Raw genomic sequence first — 23781 nt, 5'->3', positions numbered from 1 at the left:
CAGGCTATGCGGCGGGTCCGACGCTCACGGCGAAATCGGCGCTTTCCCAGCAATTCCGCTCCGACCAGAAGATCGTGAAGCGGATGACAGCGCCAGGTGCCAGGGTTCGCGTCGGTAGGTCGCAGAGATACGTCTGCAGTCCCGTATCCTTCGCAACGGTATCGGTCGTCGTCGACCAATTGTCTGCAGACCAATGGACGAGAGCGGGCTCCATGAATTCGAGGCGCAACCCGCGGCCGACATCGATCAGCCCGACCGGCGCGACCTTGCGCCAGACGATCGGAGCAGGGGCGGGCGTGTTCTTCACGTAGCGACGAAAGGTCTGTGGCGGCATGTCGAAAACGACGCCGTCCCTAAGAGACCGCAAAAGCTTGACATGTTCGGCATGCGCCCAGACCAGCGGCATCGCGCTGCCGGAGGGCTGGCCCAGGAAGAGCTCTCGCTCGACTATGTCCTTCCCGTCCCATATCTGTTCGGGCAGCAGGCCGCCCGGGCTAGCGGAGGCCTCCATCGTCGCAAGCAGCCGCCAGGCTTCCTCGGGCCTGCCCGCCGCAATCTCGTAGTGGGCGCGCTCCCCGGTGAGCAGGGGCCACAGTCGGCCTATCCCGGCTCCGTCGAAGGGCGCACCGTCTTCCTGCTCGCCATAGCCGTCGTCATTATATCGATACCAATAGGGTCCAGCCGGCAGCTCGCGCTTCAAAACCGCGTCGATCGCCGCTACCGTATTCAGCATCCTGACGTCGTCGGCCGCGCGAAGGCCGAAGCGCACAAACGCCAGTGCGTCCGGGCTAACAAGCATTCCGGCCTCCAGCATTGCGTTGCCGTCGGCTCTGTTGCGGATGGGAATGAGCCCGCGGGCGCTCGACATGCCGTCGCCGGTTGCCGAGCCGATCCGCATATAGTAGCCGTCGATCCCGAGCTGGCGGGACAATTCCGTGTCGCTCACGTAGGTCCATGTCTCGATCTGTTCGTTCCAGCCGTCGGCGACCTCCCTGAGATAGTTCGCCATGGCGGTCTTATCCGCCGCGTCAACGGCGTCCGCCGCTGCCAGCAGACCGGCGATCTCGACTGCGAGGGTGAATGGAGAATATCCACCGTCTTCTTCCCAGCGATCCTGCTGTGTTGCCGGTCCGGTCCGGACGATGAAGCTTGCGGCCCGCTCGATCATATTCAGATAGCGCGGCGCATCCGATGGCCCGAGGACATCGGCACGCAGCAACATGTCGTAGAGCAGGATCGGGAATGCTGTTTCGTCGAGCTGGATGCCATACCAATAGGGTCGGCCGTCAAGCCAGGAATTCTGCACCCAGTGGCCGTCCGCCTCCTGGCTTGTCACCAGATAATCGAGAACGGATTTCGCCTCCTCGCCTGCACCGGCGGCGAGCAATCCACCGGCGGTCTCGACCAGGTCGCGCGTCCAGACCAGGTGGTATCCGCCGAGATCGTCGTCGCTCTTTGTCGATCCCCAGGGAATGGAAAGGCTGGCGATGATCGCCCCGGTGGCGTCATCGCGGTGCGTCGCTAAGACCGACGTGCTGACGCGATATCGGTTCAGCTGCGTGGGGTCGTGCGGTTCATCGAGGGGAATAAGGCCGCGCTGCCATTGGCGCCATCCCGCCCGATAGCGTTTTAGGGCTGGCTCGATGCCATGCTGCAGGCTGAGAATGGCCCTGAACGCCGCCTCCTCGGGCTGTGTGCCGAACCCGATCGCGACAAGGGCGTGGCCGTTGGCGGAGGCGAGATCGAGCGTGCCGGAGACCGCAACGTTACCGTTTTCCACGCGCTGGAATTCTGCTTTCAACCCCTCTCCACGCGACAGGGTCTGCCATCCATCCGAGGTCCCCACATAGCCCGCCGACCGTGCGGCCCATGGGACAGTGGCGGCAACCGAAAGAGCTGTTCCCCTGCCTTCGGCGAAAAGCAACTGGTGCCCCTTGAAGTCTCCGTACCACGCCGTGTTCTCGCTGCCGGCATTGACGAGATGCGGCGCGACGATCGCGTGGACCTGATAGTTCGACAGATTGCCGATCAGCGCCTCAAACCGGATATCCTGCAGGACGACCTCGCGATCCGGATCTGTCAGGATGATCTTTGTAATTCTATATCGACCGTCCTTCGAAGTATTGACGAGGCGGAAGGCAGGGACGCCGTCTTCGATCATCTCGACTGTGTGGTCGGCGTCACGCTTCTCATCGGAGAAATAGCTATCCGCGGTCACGACGAAACCGAAATCGCGGATACAGGCCATGTCGAGCCGGGGCGCGTAAATCTCGTTCAGGATGCCATGACTGACCGTAAACCAGACGCGGCTCTCTGGATTTGCGGCGGTTCCGACGGCGCTCTTGTCGCTTGAGGTCCAGCGGGGCGTGATTCCCGGGGCGCCGGGAGGATCTATTCGGTCGGTCAAATCAGTGATCCTGTTTGCGCTTGTTCATCGACGCCCATCGTGACGTCTTTCCGCATCAAATCAAGCGACTGGCGAACGCCATGTCAATCACGTAAGTTCGCCCCAAGGCAAGCGCTCGTCATATATGCAGCGTGTTGCGCTTGCCGGAGCCGGAGCAAAACGCGTTGTCATTCGAACCTCTCATTGCGCAGTACGGACTGTTGGCCGTCTTCATCGGTGCGGCGATCGAGGGGGAGACTGTGGTCTTTCTCGGCGGCGTCCTCTCCCACCGGCATCTTCTGCCCTATTGGGCAGTCGCGCTTGCAGCATCCATGGGTTCTTTCTGTGCGGATCAGATATTCTTCTTTGCCGGCCGCTATGCACGGCAATATCCGACGGTTCAGGCAGTCCTGCGAAAGCCGGCTTTTGTGCGGGTGCACGAGCTCTTGGAACGCTATCCGACGGGATTTATCTTCGCTTTTCGCTTCCTCTACGGCCTACGGACGATCAGCCCGATCGCGATTGGCACGTCAAAAGTCACGACGGCGAAATTCGTCACCTTGAATGCCTTGGCTGCCCTCATTTGGGGGCCATTCATTTCCGGCCTGGGTTATGTCTTCGGCCAAAGCATTGAGCAGGCCATGGGTTTCCTGCCGCTGCACCAGCATGTTCTTGTCTCGTTGGCTGCCGTCGTTCTAGTGTTGGTGGCGGTCGTGGCTATCAGGAAATACAAACTGGCTTGAAGCGACGGCACTTGTTACCGACCTGGGATGGAAATCGCGATCCTCTCTGCAGCGGCGGCACCAGTTTCATAGGCACCGTGTGCCGTCGAAAACCGCGAGAGGGAGCAAGCCTCGCCGGCGAAAAACAGCCGGTCGTCGACGGGTGCGGCCAAGACGCTTCGCTGAGGAGACGCTCCCGGTCGGGCATAGGAATAAGATCCGCCGATATGACGGGTTCCCGCCCAGGCCGACATGGCCGCGACATCCAGTTTCGCGGTGACCTCGTTCCCGAAATGGTGCGCGAGTTCCTCGCTTGCGAAGGAAAGCGCCGCGGCTTGGCCGGCCTTTTCCAGGTCATGCGCCAGCGGTCCGCCGAAGTAGGCCTCGATAACCGGCCTGCCGAATGGACGGATCTGATAGCTGCCCGTTGCGCTTAAATTCCGCGAACCGATCAAATGCGTATCCAAGGGAAACTCTTCAGGCAAACTGGTACGCAGAAAGAGCTTGTTGGCGAGCCCGAGCGGCAGCTCGCCGGCCGCCTTGATCTTCTCGGGAAAGGGAGGGTCGAAGCGGATGTGCTCGCTGGCCAACACGTTTGTCGAGACGGAGATCACAACGGCCCGCGTCTCTATCGTGCCCATGGTCGTCTCGACGACGATGTGGTCGGCGGCTCGGTGATCGACCCGGGTGACGATCGCTCCGAGCTTGACCGGGACAGGTTGAGCATAGGTTGCCACCAGCGTGCCATAGCCTTCGCGGATCCTCCAGTCTGGCCCGGGTCCCGGATCATAATTGCTATAATCCTTGATCGAGGCCTGGTCGAGTTCGGCGCCGTTCAGATAGGTGCCGATCGCACCAAGGCGGCCATTGAAGGGATTGCCCGGCTCAAGCAGGTCGGCAAGGGCGCCGTCTGGATGTTGATCGCTGTGCTTCTCCGCACGCAAGAAAAATTCGTTGATTGCCGCTCTTGCGTCCTGCTCCGCTTGAATTTTTGCCTCGAGGTTGCGGCCGCCCTCGCTCCAGGGCGCCGGCGTCTTCTCGACGGTCAGGCCGATCTCTTCGGCAATCCCTGTCCATGCGTTGGTGCGGGCTCCATGAAGCCAACCGCAACCGAGATCGACCGGGTTGCCCTCCAGCAGCGGCGGCCTGATTGTCCATGCCCGCCCGCCCACCCGATCTCCGGCCTCAAGGACAAGGACGGAAAGATCGGGCCGCAAGGCCTGCAGTCGACGGGCGGCACCGATCCCGGCTGCACCCGCACCGACGATCGTGACGTCGATGGCGCCACCTTTCCACTCCAGGGAATCGGACATCACATTCTCCATTGCATCACTTGGAGGATTTTGCACGGCGGCACCCCGGACGCCAAGGCCTCCTCGGACTTCTACCAAGCGGCCGGGAGGCAATCAGGCCTTGGCGGTCAGCCGATTTTCCGTGATGGATCGCGCAGCTGCGTGTATCAAGACGCCCGACGCCCGTGATTCCAGAGACAACCGTCCGATGCGACTTGCAAGCCTTGCCATGTATTCCAGCCACCCGCCGCTCGTTGCTGCGACCGATATGCTCTGGGGGTTTATCCGCGACGGGCTTCGACGAGCGGGTCTGCCCGGTATTCCTGAAGTGCTCGACGAGGATGTTGCTTACGATGCGGCGTGGCTGCGCCCGGATCTTCTCTTGGCCCAGACCTGCGGCTTTCCCTATGTGAAACGATTGCGCGGCAAGGTGCGGCTGGTAGCAACTCCGGTCTATGATCTGCCGGGCTGCGACGGCGCGATGACGCGGAGTTTCATCATCGTCGCCAGGAACTGTCAGGCGCAATCGCTTGGAGACCTCAGGGGCGCTGTAGCCGCCATCAACGAGCCCGGCAGCAATTCCGGCACCAATCTTTTTCGTGCGGCCATCGCTCCTTTTGCGCAAGGCGGCCGCTTCTTCTCCTCGGTCATCGAGACTGGCAGTCACCTCGCCAGTATTGACGCGGTTGCGACAGGCATGGCTGACATAGCCTCGATCGATTGCATCACCTTCGGCAATACCAACCGCTTCGAGCCGGCGCGTCTTGCAAACATCCGGGTGCTTGGCGAGACGGAGGGCGGGCCGGGCCTGCCCTTTGTGACGCATGCGACCACCAGCGACGAAGAGCTCGCGATGCTCAGGCGGATTCTTGCGAGCGTCGAGACTGTACCGGAGCTTTCGCAGGTACGGGACATCCTCTCGCTTCGCCGCTTCGAAGTGTTGTCCGATGCTGACTATGAGCGCCTAGCCGATCTGGAGCGGCAGGCAATAGCACTCGGCTATCCCGAGATCGCATGAAGGTTCAGCGAAGCCGCTGTCCCTTTTCGTCGAACACGAGCGCCTTGGCGGGATCGAAGCGAGCGGTGATCGTCTGGCCGGACTTGAGGCTTCGGCCATTGCGGCTCTGGATGGTCACCAGCTCACCGTTGCCGTATCGGGCGAAGGCGAAAGTCTCGCCGCCAAGATGTTCCAGCATGTCGATCACCATCTGCAGCGAGGCTGTGCCGGTATCGTCGAAATGCTCCGGTCGTATGCCGACGGTAACCTTTGCTCCGGGCGTTGCATTTCCGTTCAGCGCCAGCGGGATCAGGGCGTCGCCGAGGTCGGTCAGTCGTGCCGACAGGGACGAGCCCTCGCCGCGCTCGATCACACCTTTAAAAAAGTTCATTTTCGGCGACCCAATGAAGCCGGCGACGAAGAGGTTGGCCGGGTCGTCATAGAGCTCCAGAGGTGCACCGACCTGCTCTACGATGCCGCTTCTGAGAACGACGATCTTGTCGGCAAGCGTCATCGCCTCGACCTGGTCGTGCGTCACATAGACCATTGTCGTCGCCAGCTTCTTGTGCAGGCGTGCTATCTCGATGCGCATGTGTACCCTGAGCTCGGCGTCGAGGTTCGACAGCGGCTCGTCGAACAGGAACACCTTGGGATGGCGGACGATGGCCCGGCCGATCGCCACCCGCTGGCGCTGGCCGCCTGAAAGCTGCTTCGGCTTGCGGTCGAGCAGCGGCTCCAGTTCGAGGATGCGGGCGGCCTCTGTCACCTGCCGCGCCACTTCGGCTTTCGGCGCACCGGCAAAGCGTAAAGCGAAGCCCATGTTGTCGCGCACCGTCATATGCGGGTAGAGCGCATAGGATTGAAAGACCATGGCAATCCCACGCTTCGACGGATCGACGTCGTTGACCACGGTGTCGCCGATCGTCAGCGTTCCCTCGGTAATGTCCTCAAGCCCCGCGATCATCCGCAGCAGCGTGGATTTACCGCAGCCCGACGGACCGACGAAAACGACGAATTCGCCCGACTTGACGTCGAGATCGACGCCTTTGATAACCTCCAGCGTGCCGAAGGATTTGCGGATATTGCGCAGTGTGAGATCGCTCATGGCGTGGCCGCTTTCCTTTGTGACATCAGACTGCGGTCAATTGCAGCGTCGTCGTCGCAAAGCGCGACGAGGAGACCTCGACGGTGATGGCGCCGGGCAGCCCAGTCGATTCCAGCCAGAAACCCGTTGTTCCACCCTGGAAGGGGATGGTCTGCGGCCCAACGACTCTTGCCGGACCATCGACCTTGAGTGAGACGACGTCATTGATGAATGGAATGCGCGAGCCCACCTGGTCCAGCGCACGGATGATGACGCGGGTGCTGTCGCGATCCTGCGTGCGGATCGTCTGGCTGTCGGCCGCAACCTGCAGCGTCGTTGGCAGCGGATCGGCCACCATATCCAGTTCGGAAACCGCCTCGCCGCCGACAAAGCCGGTAAAATGAGCATCCTCCCACTGCATGCCCCAGACGCCGAGCTCATCGCGGGTGAAATGGCGATGGTCGATGACGACAGGTGGGTGCGGCAGATGCGGAAAATTCTCCCGGTCCGGACCGATGCGCTTGACGAGCGAGCCATAGCGCAGTTCGACCTCGTCGCAATTGGTGAGAATGACGAGCGGCAGCACGCCGCCGATGTTGCGCTCGCCGCGCGCCCAGAAGGTCACCGGCTTCATCACCACCTCTTCGGATGGCTCGCATTGGCTGGCGTAAACATAGGCTGCGAACTTCGGCTCGCGGAACATATCCATCACGCCGTGGTAGCAGATGCGATCGCCGGAGCCGAAATCCTTATGGGTGTTGTAGTCGAACATGCACCAGCCGATTGCGCCGGAAATATTGGGGTCGCCGTAGGCGGCGTTCAACACGTCCAGATGCCGGCGGACGTGTTCGGCCTGCCGCTGCTCCTGGTCGTAGATCTTCGTCGGATACATGTGCCCGCCAAATTCGGTGATCAGGTAGGGCACGGTCCGTGTCAGGCCCGTGCATTCCTGCTGCGAGCGCAGCGGCGTGCGCGGACGGTTCTGGCCAGGCAATTCCTCGTTGCCGAGAATGAAGTCGTTCATTGTAAATACGTCCTCGAGGAACTCGCTGTCGAGGATGAAGCGGACGCCGCCGGTCTGCCGCGTTGGGTCAAGTTCGTGGGCGACGCGGTTGGTCTCGAGGTAGAAGTCGTGTGAATCTTTCGATTCGTTGATCCGCACGCCCCAGATGATGATCGACGGGTGGTTCCAATCCCGCTCGATCATGCGGCGGACGTTCTTCACCGATTCCTGCTTCCACTCTTCGCCGCCGATGTGCTGCCAGCCGGGAATTTCCTCGAATACGAGGAGGCCTATGCGGTCGCAATGGTCGAGGAACCACTTCGATTGCGGATAGTGCGAGGTGCGGACCAGGTTGCACTTCAATGTGTGCTTCATGATCTCGGCATCGCGCTCCTGTGCGGAGCGTCCGGCGGCATAGCCGACATAGGGATAGGACTGATGCCGATTAAGGCCGCGGATCTTCAGCTTGCGTCCATTGAGGCGAAAACCCTCGACGGTGAATTCAGCCGTGCGGAAACCGAAATGGGAGGCATGGCGGTCGGACCCGTGGTCGCTCGTCAGTTCGACCGATATCTCGTAGAGCACCGGATTGTCGATGTCCCAAAGCGAAAGGCCTGTAAGGTTGGTGAACCCCAGTGTGACGCTCTCGCCCAGGGTATCCGTCGCAGCCGTCGCCAGCTTCAGGCCGCCGGCGTCACGAAGGGTCGCCACAACCGTGCCCCTGAACCGAAGGTCTGTCGGATTGGCGAAGTCGCAGCGCACCGTCACGGATTTCGCGTCGGTCAGAACATGTGAGGTTTCGATCTTGAGATTGGCGATCGAGACCGGGTCGGTCACCTTCAGCCAGACGTCACGGTAAATACCGGCATAGGTCAGATAATCGATCCGGCCGCCGAATGGAGGGATCTCCGGGTTCTCGCTGCCGTCGATCTTGACGGTGACGAGATTGTCACCTTCGACAAGCCGTTCGGTCAGTCTTGCGGTGAACGGCGTATAGCCGTCCTTGTGGGCAATGATCTCCTCTCCATTGAGATAGACGACGGAGTCCGCCATCGCCCCGTCGAAAACCAGCGATACTTCGCGCCCGGAAAATTCCGGCTGCCAGCGCAACACTTTCTGATAGGTGAAGGCGCGCTGGTAGGATTTTTCGTCGAAATAATTGAACGGGAGTTCCACGGCATTGTGCGGCAGGCTCACGGATTGCCCGGCACTCAGGGCTTTGACGAGCGCCGGCGTAAAGCCCTCGTGGAAAGTCCAGGATTCGTTGAAAGCAACAACAGAACGCATTTTCATTCCTATTTGACTGAGCCCAGCATGCCCTGGACGAATTGACGTTGCATGAGAAAGAAGACGATGAGGGTCGGCAGCGTCGCGAGCACCGTGCCCACCATGACGACGCCGAAATCCGGATAATAGGCCGAGGCAAGCGATGAGATCACCAGCGTGATCGTCTTGGTCTCGTTCGACTGCAGCACGATCAGCGGCCAGAGATAGTTGTTCCAGGCGGTCATGAAGACGATGATGAAGGCGGCGGCATAGGTCGAGCGCATCACCGGGACATAGATGAACAGGAAGATCTGCCACTCCTTCAGTCCATCGACCTTGGCGGCATCCCGAAGCTCGGACGGGAACGCCTTCGAACTCTGGCGGAAATAGAAGATGATGAAGGCAGAGCCGACGGTCGGCAGCAGCACTGCAAGGTGGGTGTTGATCAGGCCCGCATGCCCCATCAGCACGAAGAGCGGGATCATCAATGCGGCAAAGGGGATCATCAGCGTCAGCAGGATGGCGCTATAGACCCGCTCACGGAAGCGGGAGCGGAACATCTCGAAGCCATAGCCGGCAAAGGAAGAGACGGTGAGGGTGAGCACCGTGCTGAGGATTGCGATCTTCGCCGAATTCCAGAAGATCAGCGGCGCATCCACCTGGCTGAAGAACCCATGGATGTTCGTCGCCAGCGCCGCACCAAACGACAGCCGCCCCTTGATGATGTCGATCGAGCTGTTGGTTGTGCCAATCACCATCCAGACGAACGGAAAGATGGACAGGAACGACATGATGCCGACGAAGCCATAGGTGAGCGTCCCGCCGAGGACCTTCCTGATCCGGTCGCCGCTCATTGGTCTCTCTCCCGCGCCGCAAAGAATTGCAGGAAGGCCAGCATCGCCACGATCACGACGATCACGTAGGAAACGGTGGCGGCATAGCCGAGGTTCGGGATGAACTTGAAGGTCAGGTTGTAGATGTAGAGCGACAGCGTCAGCGTCGAATCGGACGGACCACCCTGCGTTATGTTCATGACCTCGTCGAACAGCTGCAGCGTGCCAATCGTCGAGATCACCGAGGTGAAGAGAATGACCGGCTTCAGCAGTGGAATGGTGATGTAGAAGAACCGGCCCCAGGCATTGATCCCGTCGATCCGCGCTGCCTCGTAGATCGACTTGTCGATGTTCTGCATCGCCGAGAGATAAAAGATCATGTTGTAGCCGGTCCAGCGCCACGTGATGGCGATGATGATCAGCACCTTCGCCCAGAAACTGTCGGTCAGCCAGGGGATCGGCGAGGCGATGATGCCGACTGCTTCAAGCGTGCTGTTGATGATGCCGTCGTTGGCGAACATTCCCTTGAAGAGGGCGGAATAGGCGACCAGCGAGGTGACGCAGGGCAGGAAGATGGCGGTGCGAAACATGTCGCGGCCGATCAGCCTCGGGCTGTTCAGGACGGCTGCCAGCGTCAACGCCAGCAGGATCATGATCGGCACCTGCACGACGAAGAAGATGATCGTATTGCTGAGCGCCTTTTGGAACACGGGATCGTGGACGAGGCGGACGACATTTCCGAAGCCGACGAACTTGATCATCATGCCGCGGCCGGACTGGAAGGAAATCCACAGCGACCACAGGATCGGATAGATCATGAAGATGCAGATCATCGCCAGCGCTGGGCCGACGAATAGCCAGCCGTTGATGTCGTAGTAGCGGCGGACGCCGCCTGGGCGGGCAAGGGCCATCAATATTCCTCAAGGCGGATAGAAAACGCGGACAAAGAAGGCGGTCCGAAGACCGCCCCAGCCGTGGTCTCGGGATAACTCTATTGTATCTGGGTCTTCACCTGTTGATCGATGGCCTTGAGCACGTCATCGATCGGCTCGCCCTTGGCGATCGCGGGAATCTGCGCGGTGACCGCCGCGTCCACTTCATTGGTAAAGATGCCGTAGTTCACAGGCGGTACCTTTGAGAGCCAGTCGGCGAAGTTCTGCCAGACCATTTCGCCACCGAAGAAGGGGTCGGCCACGGAATAGGCAGCTCCACCGCGCGCTGCCATCAGCGAGCCGACTGCGCCGCGGTCCGTCAGGATCTTCTGGTAGAAATCGATATCCTTGGCGTATTCCGCGTTGAGGAAGTCGATGGCGTCATCCTTCTGCGCGGAATTGGCGAGCACGTACCAGCTCGATCCGCCGAGATTGGAGGCGTGCGTCGCCCCGTCGATCGAAAGTGCGGGGATCGGTGCCACGCCCCATTTGCCGGATTGGTCGGCATCAGCCTTGACCGTGCCGGTGATCCAGACCCCGGTAACGACGGTCGCCACATCGCCTGACGTGAAGGTGCCGACCCAATTGGCCCAGTCGGCAGCGGGCTTGTAGACCCCAGAGGACATCAGCTTGCCGAATGTCTCGAGCGAGGCCTTCAGCGCTGCATTGCCAACAATATTCGGGTTGCCGTCCTTATCGAAATACCAGCCGCTTGCAGACTGCATCATGATGCGCACAAGGCCGGCATCGTTCGACTGGATACCGATCATTTTCTTGCCGGTCTTCGCCTCGACCTGCTTGCCGATCTCGATGAAGCGATCCCAGGTTATATTTTGCATGTCCGCGGGCTTGAAACCTGCGGCCTCGAGATAGTCCTTGCGGTAGTACATGCCGGTGACGCCCGAATCGAAGGGCATGCCGTAGACCTTGCCGTCGAGTGTCATCAACTGCACCTTGTAGGGTGCGAAACCGGAGTAATCGACCTTGTCCGACATCGGCGCGAAGGCGCCGGGAAACGACTGAAGGTATTTCTGCGCGCCGTAATCCTCGATCAGCACGATGTCGGGCAGGCCGGCGCCGGCGCCGGCGCCGGAAGACAGACCCGTCTGCAGCTTCGTCTCGACGTCTGCCTTGGCGAAGTCGACGACATTGAAGGTCACATCGGGATGAGCCTTCGTGTAGCGCGATCCCGCTTCCTTCATGATGGCGACGTTGAAATTCGGATCCCAGCACCAGATGGTGATCTGTTTTGCCTCGGCGGCGGTGACCGCAAACAGGCTGACGCCAGCCATGGCCAGACCGACGATGCGCGGCAGCTGCGCGCGCAGAAAATGATTCATTGCTTCCTCCCAAAAGGCTTGCTTACGAGACAGTCCTCTCCGCCTCTGTGTGAGAGTATTCCCTAAATTGGGATCGGACGCAATATTTCAGTAAATTTTTACCAGGAAATTTATGTGATTGAAGTTAAACGATATTATCGACATTCCGCGTGCTGTCTCGCCAAATCACTTCTGTTGCCAAAATGACTTTCTTGGCGACCTCGCGTCCGGCGAACCGTTCCAGCAGCAGGTCGACGGCTGTTTCGCCGATCAGTTCCGCTGGGATATGGACGGTGGACAGCGGCGGATTGAGAAGCTGGGCCACGGGAATATCGTTGAAACTGGCAATTGCCACGTCATCGGGGATCTTCAGGCCGAGTTCGAGCATGGCGCGGTATGCGCCAATGGCCATGTTGTCGTTGCAGGTGATGATGATTTCCGGCGGATCCTCCTTCTGCATCATGGCGCGGGCAAGGTTATATCCGCTATCGGGCGTCAGTCTCTCGGTCATGCAGAGTTCGGGATCGAAGAGGTCCGCCTCCTTCATCCAGTCGATAAACGTTCGGCAGCGGCGCTCGATAAAATGGTGTGGAACCTGATTGATATCTTCTATCCAGCCGATGAACCCGATGCGCCGATATCCGCGGTCGCGGATTGCCGATAGCAGTTTGCGCATTGCCAGATGGATGTCGCTTTCGACGCTATCGTCCAGGTCCGAGGCAGGTGAGAAGTCGGCAAAAGCAAGCGTTCGGCTATGCTCCCTCAGCCACTCGACCTCCTGGTTGGTATGCCGTCCGACGGCGATGACGCCAGATGCATCGCGCAGCAATGTTGCCTCTGGCAAGCTGTCGGTGTGGTAGACCTTGACCACCTCGACCTGCAGCGCGCGACAGCGGTTTTCGATGCCAAGTCTGACGCCGATGTAGTAGGGGTCCGTCAATTCCTGCGGTGGCCTGAGGAAGTGCACGAGTGCAATCTTGCCGGCTCCGGGCACAACAGCCTGTGCCGCCCCGTTCGTGCCATTGGCGCGGTTGCGATTGCGTGGCGTCGCGTAGTTCAACGCTTCCGCCGTCTCGATCACCGCCTGTCGCTTCTTGGAGGAAATCGACAGGGTCGCATCATAGTTGAGAACGCGGGATACGGTGGCCGACGAAACGCCGACCGCATTCGCTATTTCCTTGATCGTCACCATTGCACGTATTGCCTTGTCGCCGCCGTGGGCATGCCCTTCGCGGCAGAGTCTGATCTGCCGCTGAACCACATGAATGCTTGCCAGTTGCCGTGGGTGAATCGAAGCGCGAAATCGATCAGTAAATTTTTACTACGCTCCGCCGTGATTGCAAGCCATGGATTCTAATCACATAGTTGCTAGCATAGGTCCCGCAGACGGTGCTAGTCATCGGAATAGCGCTGCTCGCGCCAAGGGTCGCCATACATGTGGTAACCGTTCTTCTCCCAGAAGCCCGCCTTGTCGGCCGAGATGAGCTCGATGCGATTGAGCCATTTGGCACTTTTCCAGAAGTAGAGATGCGGGACGACCAGGCGCATAGGACCTCCATGGTCGCGGGTCAGCGGCTGGCCCTCCCATGCGGTCGCAAGGATAGCATCTTCCACGGCAAAATCAGACAAGGGCAGGTTGGTCGTGTAGCCGTCATAGCTCGTCAGCATGACGTAGTTCGCCTCGGATTTTGGCATGACCATGTCGAGGAGGTCGCGCGTCGAGACACCCTCCCAGCGGTTGTCATAGCGTGACCACGTCGTCACGCAGTGGATGTCGCTAAGCCTCGAGCACTGTTCCAGCGCCTGAAACGCCGACCAGGTCAAGGCCAACGGTGTTTCGACGAGGCCGCGAACTTCAAGCTTCCAGCTGTCTTCAGAGATCTGCGGCTGTTGCCCGAGATCAAGGACCGGCCAGTTCTTGACGAGATGCTGGCCCGGCGGCAGCCGCTCGGTCTCCGGCCGGCTGATGCGGCCGGTCAGAAACTTGCCTTCCGCCGCCCATTTGCGTTTCGAGAGCGTGAGCTTGCTGTCCGGTGTCGATGGCCGATCGGTCATGAAAGCATCCTTCCTATCAGTGCGTTTCGTTGGATAATCCAATGGACATCGTTCGATCGGGCACTGTCAAGCGATGCGGATGATGTAGCAGAGCCCCTTTCCGGACAGCGTCAATTTGCCCTTCTCCGTGCCAAGGATCAAGCAATCGCGTTCGCCAAGGGCTGCGCTTTCGTCCGCCACCTCCAGGCCGAGAGCGCCGCTGGCGCAAAGGACGAGCGTCGTCTGGCCTTGCACTGCAATTTCGAAGGTGTCGTCGACCGTAACGCGCTCGACGTCGTGCGACAGGATCCCGCGGCGCGTCATGATATTGAGATCGGTAATCGGACCGCCGACAAGCGTTGCCGACGTCGCCGCATCCGCCGGGAAGGGTAGGGGCGCGCTCTTATCGGTCAGAAGAATCGGCTCACGATCCTCGATGAAAAGCGTCATGCCTTCGCCATCGAGAATGGAAAGCGTTCGGTCTATACCGGGAAAGATCGAGAACGGACCATCGGAGGCGACTGTTGCCATGCTGACCCGCCAATCGAAATCCGCAAGCGCCGCCCCTTCAGGGAAAACGGCGATCTCCACCGTCTCGCCGCCGCCGTTTTTCCAGGGCATGCGAGTGTAGTCTTTGTTTCGCAGGGTCCTAAAGGTTGAACGATGCGCCATCGCTATCTCTTTCACTGTCGAGCGTACCGACCTGTCTTAGACCTACATGGTCTATGCGGGGCGGACACATTGGGAACCTATCCCGCATCCTCACAATAAGAAGCGGGATAGGAGTGTTTTGATCAGTTCCCCAAGATTCCCGGCAGACGCAGGCCCTTCTCCTTCGCGCATTCGATCGCGATGTCGTACCCCGCATCGGCGTGGCGCATGACGCCGGTGGCCGGGTCGTTCCAGAGCACGCGGGCGAGACGACGGGCCGCGTCTTCAGTGCCATCGGCGCAGATGACCATGCCGGAATGTTGCGAAAAGCCCATGCCGACGCCGCCGCCATGGTGCAGGGATACCCAAGTTGCGCCCGATGCGGTGTTGAGCAGCGCGTTCAGCAGCGGCCAGTCCGAGACGGCGTCGGAGCCGTCCTTCATCGCTTCGGTCTCGCGGTTCGGCGAGGCGACCGAGCCTGAGTCGAGATGGTCGCGGCCGATGACGATCGGCGCGCTGAGTTCGCCTGATTTCACCATCTCGTTGAAGGCAAGGCCGAGCCTGTCACGGTCGCCAAGGCCCACCCAGCAGATGCGCGCCGGCAGACCCTGGAAGGCGATGCGATCTCGGGCCATGTCCAGCCAATTGTGCAGATGGGTATTGCCGGGGGTCAGTTCCTTCACCTTGGCGTCGGTCTTGTAGATGTCCTGCGGATCGCCCGACAGGGCAGCCCAGCGGAAGGGTCCGATGCCGCGGCAAAACAGCGGGCGAATATAGGCCGGCACGAAGCCTGGGAAAGCAAAAGCGTTCTCGAGGCCTTCGTCCTTGGCGACTTGGCGAATATTGTTGCCATAATCGAGCGTCGGGACGCCGGCGTTCCAGAAGGCAAGCATCGCTTCGACATGTTCACGCATCGAAGCGCGTGCAGCCTTCTCGACGGCCTTCGGATCGCTCTCGCGCTTGGCCTTCCACTCGGCCATCGTCCAGCCCTTCGGCAGGTAGCCGTTGATCGGGTCATGTGCGGAGGTCTGGTCGGTGACGATATCGGGGCGGATGCCGCGCCGTACCATTTCCGGCAGGATTTCGGCGGCATTGCCGAGCAGGCCGACGGACTTGGCTTCGCCGGCCTTGGTCCAGCGATCGATCATCTCGAGCGCCTCATCCAGCGTTTCCGCCTTTGCGTCAACATAGCGGGTCCGCAGACGGAAATCGATCGAGTCGGGATTGCACTCGACTGCAAGGCAGCAGGCGCCTGCCATGACCGCCGCCAGTGGCTGCGCACCGCCCATGCCGCCGAGGCCGCCGGTCAGGATCCACTTGCCCTTGAGGCTGCCGCCGTAGTGCTGGCGTCCGGCCTCGACAAAGGTCTCATAGGTGCCCTGAACGATGCCCTGCGTGCCAATGTAAATCCACGAACCGGCCGTCATCTGGCCGTACATGGCGAGACCCTTCTTGTCCAATTCGTTGAAGTGGTCCCAGGTCGCCCAGTGCGGCACGAGATTGGAATTGGCGATCAACACGCGTGGTGCGTCCTTATGCGTGCGGAATACGCCGACCGGCTTGCCGGATTGCACCAGCAGCGTTTCTTCCTCGGTCAGCGTCTTTAGTGTTGCGACGATGCTGTCGAAATCCTCCCAGGTGCGGGTGGCGCGGCCGATGCCGCCGTAGACGACGAGTTCGTTCGGGTTTTCCGCGACATCCGGGTCCAGATTGTTCATCAGCATGCGAAGCGGCGCTTCTGTCATCCAGCTTTTGGCATTGAGAACGTTGCCCCGCGGCGAGCGGATCTCGCGGATGTTGTGGCGTGAGTTTGTCATGGCGGGATCCCCTATGTTGGGTTGGATTCTTAGCGTTTCAGGTCGAGCGCGATCTGTTCGATCCGGGACAGAATGGATGCGAGATGCACGCGCAATTTTTCAGCCTTGGCGTCGTCATAGGCAAAGGGCGGCGCTTCGCTGGCAAGATGTGTCGATTGGGCCAGTTCCATCTGAATGGCATGGACGCCGGTTGCCGGCTTGCCGTAGTGCCGTGTCGTCCAGCCGCCCTTGAAGCGACCATTCAGGATGCTGGTATAGCCCTTAGCGGATGATGTGACGGCAACGGTCGCGGCTTCGATCGCAGGATCGCAAGTCGTGCCATTGTCGGTGCCGACGTTGAAATCAGGCAGGCGGCCGTCGAACAGAAAGGGAGTGTGCGAGCGGATCGAATGGCAGTCATAGAGGACGGCGATGCCATGGATCGACTTGACGCGTTCGATCTCTGCGGCAAGTGCTGCATGATACGGCGCATGGAAATCGGCGACGCGGGCGGCAATGTCCGCCTCCGTCGGAGCCTGGCCGTCCCGCCAGATCGGTGCGTTGTCGAAATCGGTCTGCGGGACCAACCCGGTGGTGTTCTGGCCGGGATAGAGGCTTGTACCTGCGGGATCACGATTGGCGTCGATGACGTAGCGATGGAACGTTGCCCGCACCGTCGTCACGTCGGGAACGAGTGCATCGTAGAGCCGATGGATATGCCAGTCGGTATCGGCAAGCAGCCGGCCGTTGGCGTTCAGCCGTTCCCAGATCGCCGGCGGCACGTCGGTACCGGTGTGGGGAAAGCCGAGAATGACGGGAGACGATCCCTCGCGGACTTCGAAAACCGGCATGTCAGGCCTCCAGAACGGGAAGGATGCCGCTGGATATGGCAGCGTTGAGAACACCCGAAGAAACAAGATCGCTCGCCGCCTTCAGATCGTTCGCCATGTAGCGGTCCTCGTCGAGCGTTGCCACGACCGCGCGGATCGCTGCGATCGCCTTCGTCAGTTCGGGGCTTGTGGCCAGTGGCGCGCGAAACTCCACGCCTTGCGCCGCCGTCAGCGCTTCGATGCCGACGATCCCGAACAGGTTTTCCGTCATCTGCAGCAAGCGGCGGGCGCCGTGGCAGGCCATCGAGACATGGTCTTCCTGGTTTGCCGAGGTTGGCGTCGAATCCACGGAGGCCGGATGTGACATCTGCTTATTTTCGGACATCAGGGCCGCGGAAGTCACTTCCGCGATCATCAGGCCGGAGTTGAGCCCGGGCTTCTTTGCAAGGAAGGCCGGCAGTCCATAGGAGAGCGCCGGGTCGACCATTAGCGCAATACGGCGTTGGGAAATGGCGCCGATCTCGCAGACGGCGATGGCGATCTGGTCGGCCGCAAAAGCGACCGGTTCGGCGTGAAAATTGCCGCCCGAAACGACCGAATTGTCGGAAAGCACCAGCGGGTTGTCGGTCACGGCATTGGCTTCGGTTTCGAGCGTTCGCGCAACGGAACGGAGCAGATCGAGGCAGGCCCCGTCGACCTGCGGTTGGCAGCGAATGCAATAGGGGTCCTGCACGCGCTCGTCGCCCTCGATGTGGCTTTCGCGAATGGCGGAACCGGCAAGCAGACCGCGCAGCGCGGCTGCAGTGTCGATCTGGCCCTTGTGCCCGCGCAACGTATGGATGTCAGGATGGAAGGGGGCTGACGAACCCATCGCGGCGTCGGTCGACATGGCACCCGTGATCAGCGCCGCCTGGCCTGCACGATGGGCGCGGAACAGGCCGGCGAGCGCAAGGGCCGTCGAAACCTGCGTGCCGTTGATCAGCGCCAGACCTTCCTTGGCGGCAAGAATGACGGGCGTCAGTCCGGCCCTTTGCAAGGCAGCCCCGCCGCTCAGTCGTTCACCGGCGAAGAAGGCTTCACCTTCGCCCATCATGACAGCGGCCATGTGGGCGAGCGGCGCCAGATCGCCGGAGGCGCCGACGGAGCCTTTTTCAGGGATGACAGGAATGACGCCCTTGTCGAGCATGGCCTCGATCAGCCTTACCAGCGCAAGCCGGACACCGGATGCGCCACGGCCGAGGGACACCAGTTTCAACGACAGGATCAGCCGCACGATGTTCTCGCTCAGCGGCTGGCCGAGGCCGCAGCAATGCGAGAGAATGAGGTTGCGCTGCAGGGTCCCGACGTCGGCGCTGTCGATCCTGATCGAGGCAAGCTTCCCGAAACCGGTATTGATGCCGTAGACCGGCGCGTTGTCGGCAGCAATCTCGGCGATCCGGGCAGCCGCCTTGGCGATCCCGGCGTCGAAGGAGCGATCGAGCACGGCCGGTTCGCCGGTCCAGTAAATGGTCTCGAGTTCTTTCAGCGAAACGGAGCCGGGGTGTAGCGTAATGGTCATCGGTCGATTCTTTCGCCTTTGAAGATGCGGGCATAAAGGGGGTTGAAGCCTATGCGGTAGACAAGTTCCGCTGGGCTTTCGATGTCCCAGACGGCCAGATCGGCTGATTTGCCGACCTCGATCGTTCCCGTTTTGCCAAGAAGGCCGAGGGCGCGGGCGCCTTCACGGGTGGCGCCGGCAATGCATTCATCGACGGTGAGCCCGAACAGCGTCGCCGACATGTTCATCGTCAAAAGCAGGGACGTCAATGGCGAAGTGCCGGGATTGCAGTCGGTGGCGATGGCGATGTGAACGCCGGCATCGCGCAGTGCCTGGACAGGGGGCTTCTGCTTTTCATTGATGGCGTAAAATGCGCCGGGCAGCAGTACTGCGACAGTACGTGACGCCGCCATCGCGTTGGCGCCGTCGCGATCGAGGTACTCAAGGTGGTCGGCGGAGAGCGCGCCGTAGGAGGCCGCGAGCCGCGCTCCGCCAAGATTGGATAGCTGTTCGGCATGCAACTTGACCGGAATCCCCAGTTCCTTTGCCCTGTCGAAAACGCGCCCGACTTCCTCGGTCGAAAATGCGATGCCCTCGCAGAAGCCGTCGACGGCGTCGACCAGACCTTCGGCATGGGCCTGTTCCAGCCCCGGCAGGACGACGTCGGTGAGATAGTCGCCGTTCCGGCCTTTATATTCGACCGGCGTTGCGTGTGCACCGAGATAGGATGTGACGACACGCACCGGACGGACGCTTTCGAGGGCACGGGCGGCGCGCAGCATCTTCAGCTCCGCTTCGATGTTCAGCCCGTAACCGGACTTCACCTCGATCGTGGTGACGCCCTCTGAAAGCAGCGCATCGAGCCGGGGCAGGGCCGCGGCGATCAGGCCGTTCAGCGAAAGCGCGTTGGTGGCGTTGACGGAGGAGACGATGCCACCGCCGGCCCGCGCGATCTCCTCGTAGGTCGCGCCATTGAGACGCATTTCGAATTCGCTGGCCCGGTTGCCGCCATAAATGATGTGGGTGTGGCAATCGACGAGGCCAGGGGTAACCCAGCGGCCTTCAAGGTCATTGATTTCGGCCTTTTCAATCGCCGACGCAGGAAGCTCGCTTTCCGGGCCGGCAAAGATGATGCGACCGCCATCCGTGACGACCGCCCCTTTTTCGACGATACCGAGGCCCTGCCTGACTTCGGCAAGGGTAGCCAGACGTGCATTGCGCCAGAGGCAAATTCTGCCCTTGGTTTTTTCGCTGCTTTCGGAAAAATTGTTCCCAGTCATCAGCTTTCCGCCTTTCCTTATGGCTAAACATGTATATACATAATGGCTAAGGTGACAAGTGGAATTTTGTGTTTTTGTCCAAAAAGGAAAGGCGAGGCCATGACGAAACTTCACGCGAGCTCGGCACTGCTGGCCGATGGCTGGCATCGCGATGTGACATTGACGCTCTCGGCCGGCCGGGTCGTCGCTATCGCGTTCGATGTTGCGCCCGAGGCCGCCGACGAGCGCCACGCGGTCATCGTGCCTGCGATGCCGAACCTCCACAGCCATGCGTTCCAGCGCGCAATGGCAGGCCTTGCCGAGGTCCGCGGCCCGAGCTCCGATAGTTTCTGGAGCTGGCGCACCGTCATGTACAAGTTCGCCCTTTCAATGACGCCGGAGCATGTCGAGGCGGTCGCAGCTCAGCTTTACGTGGAAATGCTGGAGGCTGGTTTCTCCCGCGTCGGCGAGTTTCACTATTTGCATCATGACCGGGATGGCAGCCCTTATGGCAACATCGCCGAACTGGCGGAGCGCATCGGTGCCGCCAGCGCCGAAACCGGCATTGGTCTGACGTTGCTGCCGGTACTTTACGCCCATTCCGGCTTCGGCGGCACGGCACCGATCGAGGGCCAGCGCCGCTTCATCAATTCGCCGCAGAGCTTTGAAGCGCTGATGGAAGGCTGCAAAGTCATCACCAGCCGATTGGAAGGCGCGAAACTCGGCGTGGCGCCGCATAGCCTTCGGGCCGTGACGCCGGAACAACTGGCCTTCGCAGTCGAACTCGTAGGCGACGGTCCTATTCATGTCCACGTCGCCGAGCAGGTGAAGGAAGTTGAGGATTGCGTTGCCTGGTCCGGCGCCCGGCCGGTCGAATGGCTGCTGAACAATGCCCCGATCGATGGCCGCTGGTGCCTAATCCACGCAACCCATTTGACCAATGACGAAACACGGCGAATGGCGCGAAGCGGCGCAGTCGCCGGCCTTTGTCCGATAACCGAAGGCAATCTCGGCGATGGCACGTTTCCGGCGCCGCTCTTCCTGGAGGAGGGTGGACGCTATGGTATCGGCTCGGATTCAAACATCCTGATTTCAGTGCCCGACGAACTGCGGCAGCTTGAATATTCGCAGCGTCTGGCGCTGCGTGCCCGTAACGTCATCGCCGTTCCTGGCGGCTCGACCGCGCGCTCGCTCTTCGATCATGCTGTCGCCGGAGGGGGAAATGCATTGAAAGCGCCCGCGGGCCTGGCGGTTGGAAACTATGCCGACATTGTCTCGCTCGACGTTGCCGCCGTGCCGTATCTCAGTGACGACCAGGTGCTTGATAGCTGGATTTTCGCGGCAGGGGTCAAGGTCGATTGCGTCTGGGCACTCGGCCGCAAGCAGGTCGCCGATGGACGTCACATCAAACGCGAACAGGTTTCGGCGCGGTTCCGCACTGCGATGCAGGAACTGCTCGCCACTTGAGCAAGGTCTTCGCATCGTCAAGAGGTTCTACACGTTTTTGGCGCTAAGGTGCGGCCGCTCGGATAAGGAAACGACAAGACAAGATGAGACCCGCCAAGGAAGCGACCCTGCACCAGCGCATCTTAAGCGATATAGAAGGCCGCATCGTCTCGGGCGATTGGCCTCCAGGCCATCGCATTCCCTTTGAGGTCGATATGGCCGAGCACTACGACTGCTCGCGGATGACGGTGAACAAGGTACTGACGCAGCTTGCCAAGGCGGGGTTGATCGAGCGGCGGAAACGTTCCGGCAGTTTTGTCAGCCAGCCGCAGGCGCAATCGGCGGTTCTGGAAATTCACGACATCAAGGCCGAAGTGCTGTCGCTGAACGTTGCCTACGCCTACAGGCTGATCAGGTGCAGCAAGAGAAAGCGTCGCAGCGACGACCTTCGCAGGCTGGACGTTCCGGCCACCGCCTCGGTGCTGGAGATTGTCTGTATCCACCACGCGGGTCTGCGGCCTTTCTGTCTGGAACAGCGGCTGATCAGTCTCACCGCCGTTCCCGAAGCCGCTAATGTAGATTTCGCAGCTCTTGCACCCGGTCCATGGTTGATCAATCAGGTTCCCTGGAGTGCTGCCGAGCATCTGATCCGTGCCATGCCTGCAGGCGCCGAAGATGCCGAGGCGCTTGAGATCGCCAGGGGCACGGCGTGTCTCGTGATCGAGCGCCGTACCTGGAGCGGCGCAGGTCCGATAACCCATGTGAGGCTGATCTATCCGGGCGACCGTCATGCGCTTGTCGCGCGATTTGCGCCGGAGCAATCCCGCCCGCCCAACTAAATTCCATCGAGAAAGATGCCTGGTAGCTTGCACATGAAAGCCGAGGCAAGCGATGCCTCGGCTGCAAATCGACCATACCTGTTGCCACGCGCGGCTTATTTGACCGCTGTTTGCTCAGCCGTGGCCTTGAGTTGACCGCCGCTAGCTGTCTGTGCATCTCCGGCCGGCAACATCGTAAGGCTGAGCACAGATCCCACCATAAGAACTATTACGACAATCATCACTCGCATGCGAATTCATCCTTGTTTACCAGTGCGGCAAACGCGTAGCGAAAGGCAGTGGTTCCCTATGCGGTCCGGCGTGGGGGTGAAAGGCTGGCTACTGTTGCGAATTCGCACCAGCTGGCGATGGGACAAGGCCCGGCTGCTCGCGGAGGGGGCGGTTGGGATTGACCAGAAGAATGCTGAGAATGATCAGCACCAGCGCTAGGATGAGGGTGAGGCCGATCAATAGCGGGCGTATCGCCATCTGTGATTGTCTCCGTTCATCGGGGGTGGCAGAAGTCTGTCGTCTATCACATCATGGAGAGCATTTTGAGGCATTTCCACCTTTGCATTCGGAAATGCTATGCCAAATGCTCCAGGTTACATATGGAACCTGGAGAGCATCCTATTCTTCAAATGTCTTGCCGCTTTGTGCTTGCAGCCGGTAGCGATGGCCGGGATAAACCAGGCGCGCTGCCGAAACCACCTGTTTGGCGGACCATGTGCGGCGGCGTATCATCAGGCACGGTTCGGTGTTGAGGATGGTCAGCAGCTTGCATTCCCAGGCCCGGGGCATCGTGGCCTCAACGACATGTTCGGCGCCGCTGAGCGGTGCTGCCGTCGTCAGATAGGCATTCGGTGTCATGTCGCCAAAATTCTGCTGGAGATAGTCAGGTGCCGCGCCGGGATTGACGAAGCGATCCTCGATCTGCACCGGCACGCCGTTCTCGCTGTGTACGATCAGGGAATGGAAAACCGGCGCGCCGATCGGCAGCTCCAGAGCGTCCGCAACCTCTGGAGAGGCGGGCTCCTGGGCAAGCACGATCACCGAGGCATCGTGAACGTGGCCGCGCTCGGCAATTTCCTCGGCAATGTTTCTGACTTCGAAAAGCGCCGAATAGCCCTTGCGCTCGGCAACGAAGGACCCGACGCCCTGGATCCGCACCAGCTCGCCTTCGGTCGCAAGCTCCCGCAGGGCGCGATTGGCTGTCATCTTGCTGACCCCAAGCTCGAGAACCAACTCGTTTTCAGAGGGTACGCGGTGCTTCGGCGGCCATTCGCCACTCTGGATCCGGTCGAGGATAACCTGCTTCACGCCGACATAGAGTGGTGACGTGTCGTTTTCCTTCAACTCGCGCTTCATCTCGCTTGGTGGTTTCATTGCCTATTCCTTGTGCAGCGACGAAATCGGCTTATAAATCTACTTGTCACTTGCATATCATAAAAAATCTCATATGGTACCCTATACAACCTCTCGATCGATCTGGCCAGCTCTGGCTGGTGACGTCGGGCAAGCTGGCATAGACCGGCAAGCGCAGTAGAAGGCCATTTCGACCTCAAGAGGAGATCAT

General features: G+C 60.5%; 20 protein-coding genes. 4 read left to right on the top strand and 16 right to left on the bottom strand.

Annotated elements, in window-relative coordinates:
- Window positions 1-4: 4 nt before the first annotated feature.
- A complete protein-coding gene (locus CPY51_RS04325) occupies window positions 5-2407 on the bottom strand; it encodes a glucan 1,4-alpha-glucosidase (RefSeq protein ID WP_195909421.1) in 2403 nt (800 codons plus the stop codon).
- 164 nt (window positions 2408-2571) lie between these two features.
- Between CPY51_RS04325 and CPY51_RS04320 the strand changes: the two genes are divergently transcribed.
- A complete protein-coding gene (locus CPY51_RS04320; protein WP_111158816.1) occupies window positions 2572-3129 on the top strand; it encodes a DedA family protein in 558 nt (185 codons plus the stop codon).
- A gap of 14 nt (window positions 3130-3143) precedes the next feature.
- Here the strand turns inward: CPY51_RS04320 and CPY51_RS04315 are convergent, their stop codons facing one another.
- Complete coding sequence (locus CPY51_RS04315; protein ID WP_111158815.1) at window positions 3144-4421, bottom strand: flavin monoamine oxidase family protein; 1278 nt, start codon at window positions 4419-4421, stop codon at window positions 3144-3146.
- Between the two features lie 187 nt (window positions 4422-4608).
- Here CPY51_RS04315 and CPY51_RS04310 point away from each other — a divergent pair, with 187 nt between their 5' ends.
- The gene (locus CPY51_RS04310; RefSeq protein WP_111158908.1) at window positions 4609-5418 is read left to right on the top strand and encodes a phosphate/phosphite/phosphonate ABC transporter substrate-binding protein; all 810 of its coding nucleotides are present in this window, start codon (window positions 4609-4611) and stop codon (window positions 5416-5418) included.
- Between the two features lie 4 nt (window positions 5419-5422).
- Here CPY51_RS04310 and CPY51_RS04305 read toward each other — a convergent pair whose 3' ends face one another.
- The 12 genes from CPY51_RS04305 to hutI form a co-directional block, all read right to left on the bottom strand.
- Entirely contained in the window at window positions 5423-6502 is a 1080-nt protein-coding gene (locus CPY51_RS04305; protein ID WP_111158814.1) for an ABC transporter ATP-binding protein, read from the bottom strand.
- Between the two features lie 25 nt (window positions 6503-6527).
- Window positions 6528-8771: a glycoside hydrolase family 2 protein gene (locus CPY51_RS04300; protein WP_111158813.1), complete on the bottom strand. Its 2244-nt coding sequence runs from the start codon at window positions 8769-8771 to the stop codon at window positions 6528-6530.
- A gap of 8 nt (window positions 8772-8779) precedes the next feature.
- Window positions 8780-9604: a carbohydrate ABC transporter permease gene (locus CPY51_RS04295; protein WP_111158812.1), complete on the bottom strand. Its 825-nt coding sequence runs from the start codon at window positions 9602-9604 to the stop codon at window positions 8780-8782.
- Window positions 9601-10494, bottom strand: coding sequence for a carbohydrate ABC transporter permease (locus CPY51_RS04290; RefSeq protein WP_111158811.1), 894 nt, complete (start codon window positions 10492-10494; stop codon window positions 9601-9603). Before CPY51_RS04290 ends, CPY51_RS04295 begins: the two co-directional genes overlap by 4 nt.
- 80 nt (window positions 10495-10574) lie before the next feature.
- Entirely contained in the window at window positions 10575-11855 is a 1281-nt protein-coding gene (locus tag CPY51_RS04285; protein WP_111158810.1) for an ABC transporter substrate-binding protein, read from the bottom strand.
- 124 nt (window positions 11856-11979) lie between these two features.
- A complete protein-coding gene (locus CPY51_RS04280) occupies window positions 11980-13026 on the bottom strand; it encodes a LacI family DNA-binding transcriptional regulator (protein WP_111158907.1) in 1047 nt (348 codons plus the stop codon).
- Between the two features lie 200 nt (window positions 13027-13226).
- Window positions 13227-13889, bottom strand: a complete 663-nt coding sequence (locus tag CPY51_RS04275; protein WP_111158809.1) for a sulfite oxidase-like oxidoreductase — start codon at window positions 13887-13889, stop codon at window positions 13227-13229.
- A gap of 66 nt (window positions 13890-13955) precedes the next feature.
- A complete protein-coding gene (locus CPY51_RS04270) occupies window positions 13956-14540 on the bottom strand; it encodes a HutD/Ves family protein (RefSeq protein ID WP_111158808.1) in 585 nt (194 codons plus the stop codon).
- Window positions 14541-14662: 122 nt separating this feature from the next.
- Window positions 14663-16336 (bottom strand): urocanate hydratase, encoded by a 1674-nt coding sequence (gene hutU / locus CPY51_RS04265; RefSeq protein ID WP_111158807.1) that lies wholly within the window; start codon window positions 16334-16336, stop codon window positions 14663-14665.
- A 29-nt stretch (window positions 16337-16365) separates the two neighbouring features.
- Window positions 16366-17166: an N-formylglutamate deformylase gene (gene hutG, locus CPY51_RS04260; RefSeq protein ID WP_111158806.1), complete on the bottom strand. Its 801-nt coding sequence runs from the start codon at window positions 17164-17166 to the stop codon at window positions 16366-16368.
- A 1-nt stretch (window position 17167) separates the two neighbouring features.
- Complete coding sequence (gene hutH, locus CPY51_RS04255; protein WP_111158805.1) at window positions 17168-18703, bottom strand: histidine ammonia-lyase; 1536 nt, start codon at window positions 18701-18703, stop codon at window positions 17168-17170.
- Window positions 18700-19962, bottom strand: a complete 1263-nt coding sequence (hutI, locus tag CPY51_RS04250) for an imidazolonepropionase (protein WP_111158804.1) — start codon at window positions 19960-19962, stop codon at window positions 18700-18702. Before hutI ends, hutH begins: the two co-directional genes overlap by 4 nt.
- Before the next feature lie 99 nt (window positions 19963-20061).
- On the opposite strand from hutI, the gene CPY51_RS04245 reads away from it, so the two are divergent.
- On the top strand, window positions 20062-21408 hold the full coding sequence (locus CPY51_RS04245) for a formimidoylglutamate deiminase (protein ID WP_111158803.1): 1347 nt from the start codon (window positions 20062-20064) through the stop codon (window positions 21406-21408).
- An 83-nt stretch (window positions 21409-21491) separates the two neighbouring features.
- The gene (hutC, locus tag CPY51_RS04240; protein WP_111158802.1) at window positions 21492-22226 is read left to right on the top strand and encodes a histidine utilization repressor; all 735 of its coding nucleotides are present in this window, start codon (window positions 21492-21494) and stop codon (window positions 22224-22226) included.
- Window positions 22227-22544: 318 nt separating this feature from the next.
- On the opposite strand, the gene CPY51_RS32450 is transcribed toward hutC (CPY51_RS04240), so the two are convergent.
- Entirely contained in the window at window positions 22545-22694 is a 150-nt protein-coding gene (locus tag CPY51_RS32450) for a hypothetical protein (RefSeq protein ID WP_154677715.1), read from the bottom strand.
- Between the two features lie 141 nt (window positions 22695-22835).
- On the bottom strand, window positions 22836-23591 hold the full coding sequence (gene hutC / locus CPY51_RS04235; protein WP_111158801.1) for a histidine utilization repressor: 756 nt from the start codon (window positions 23589-23591) through the stop codon (window positions 22836-22838).
- Between the last annotated feature and the right edge of the window lie 190 nt (window positions 23592-23781).

Source organism: Arminella tubonensis (assembly GCF_003240585.1).
In the GTDB taxonomy this organism is placed as follows: domain Bacteria; phylum Pseudomonadota; class Alphaproteobacteria; order Rhizobiales; family Rhizobiaceae; genus Rhizobium; species Rhizobium tubonense.
This window is presented reverse-complemented; position numbering and strand designations above follow the sequence as displayed.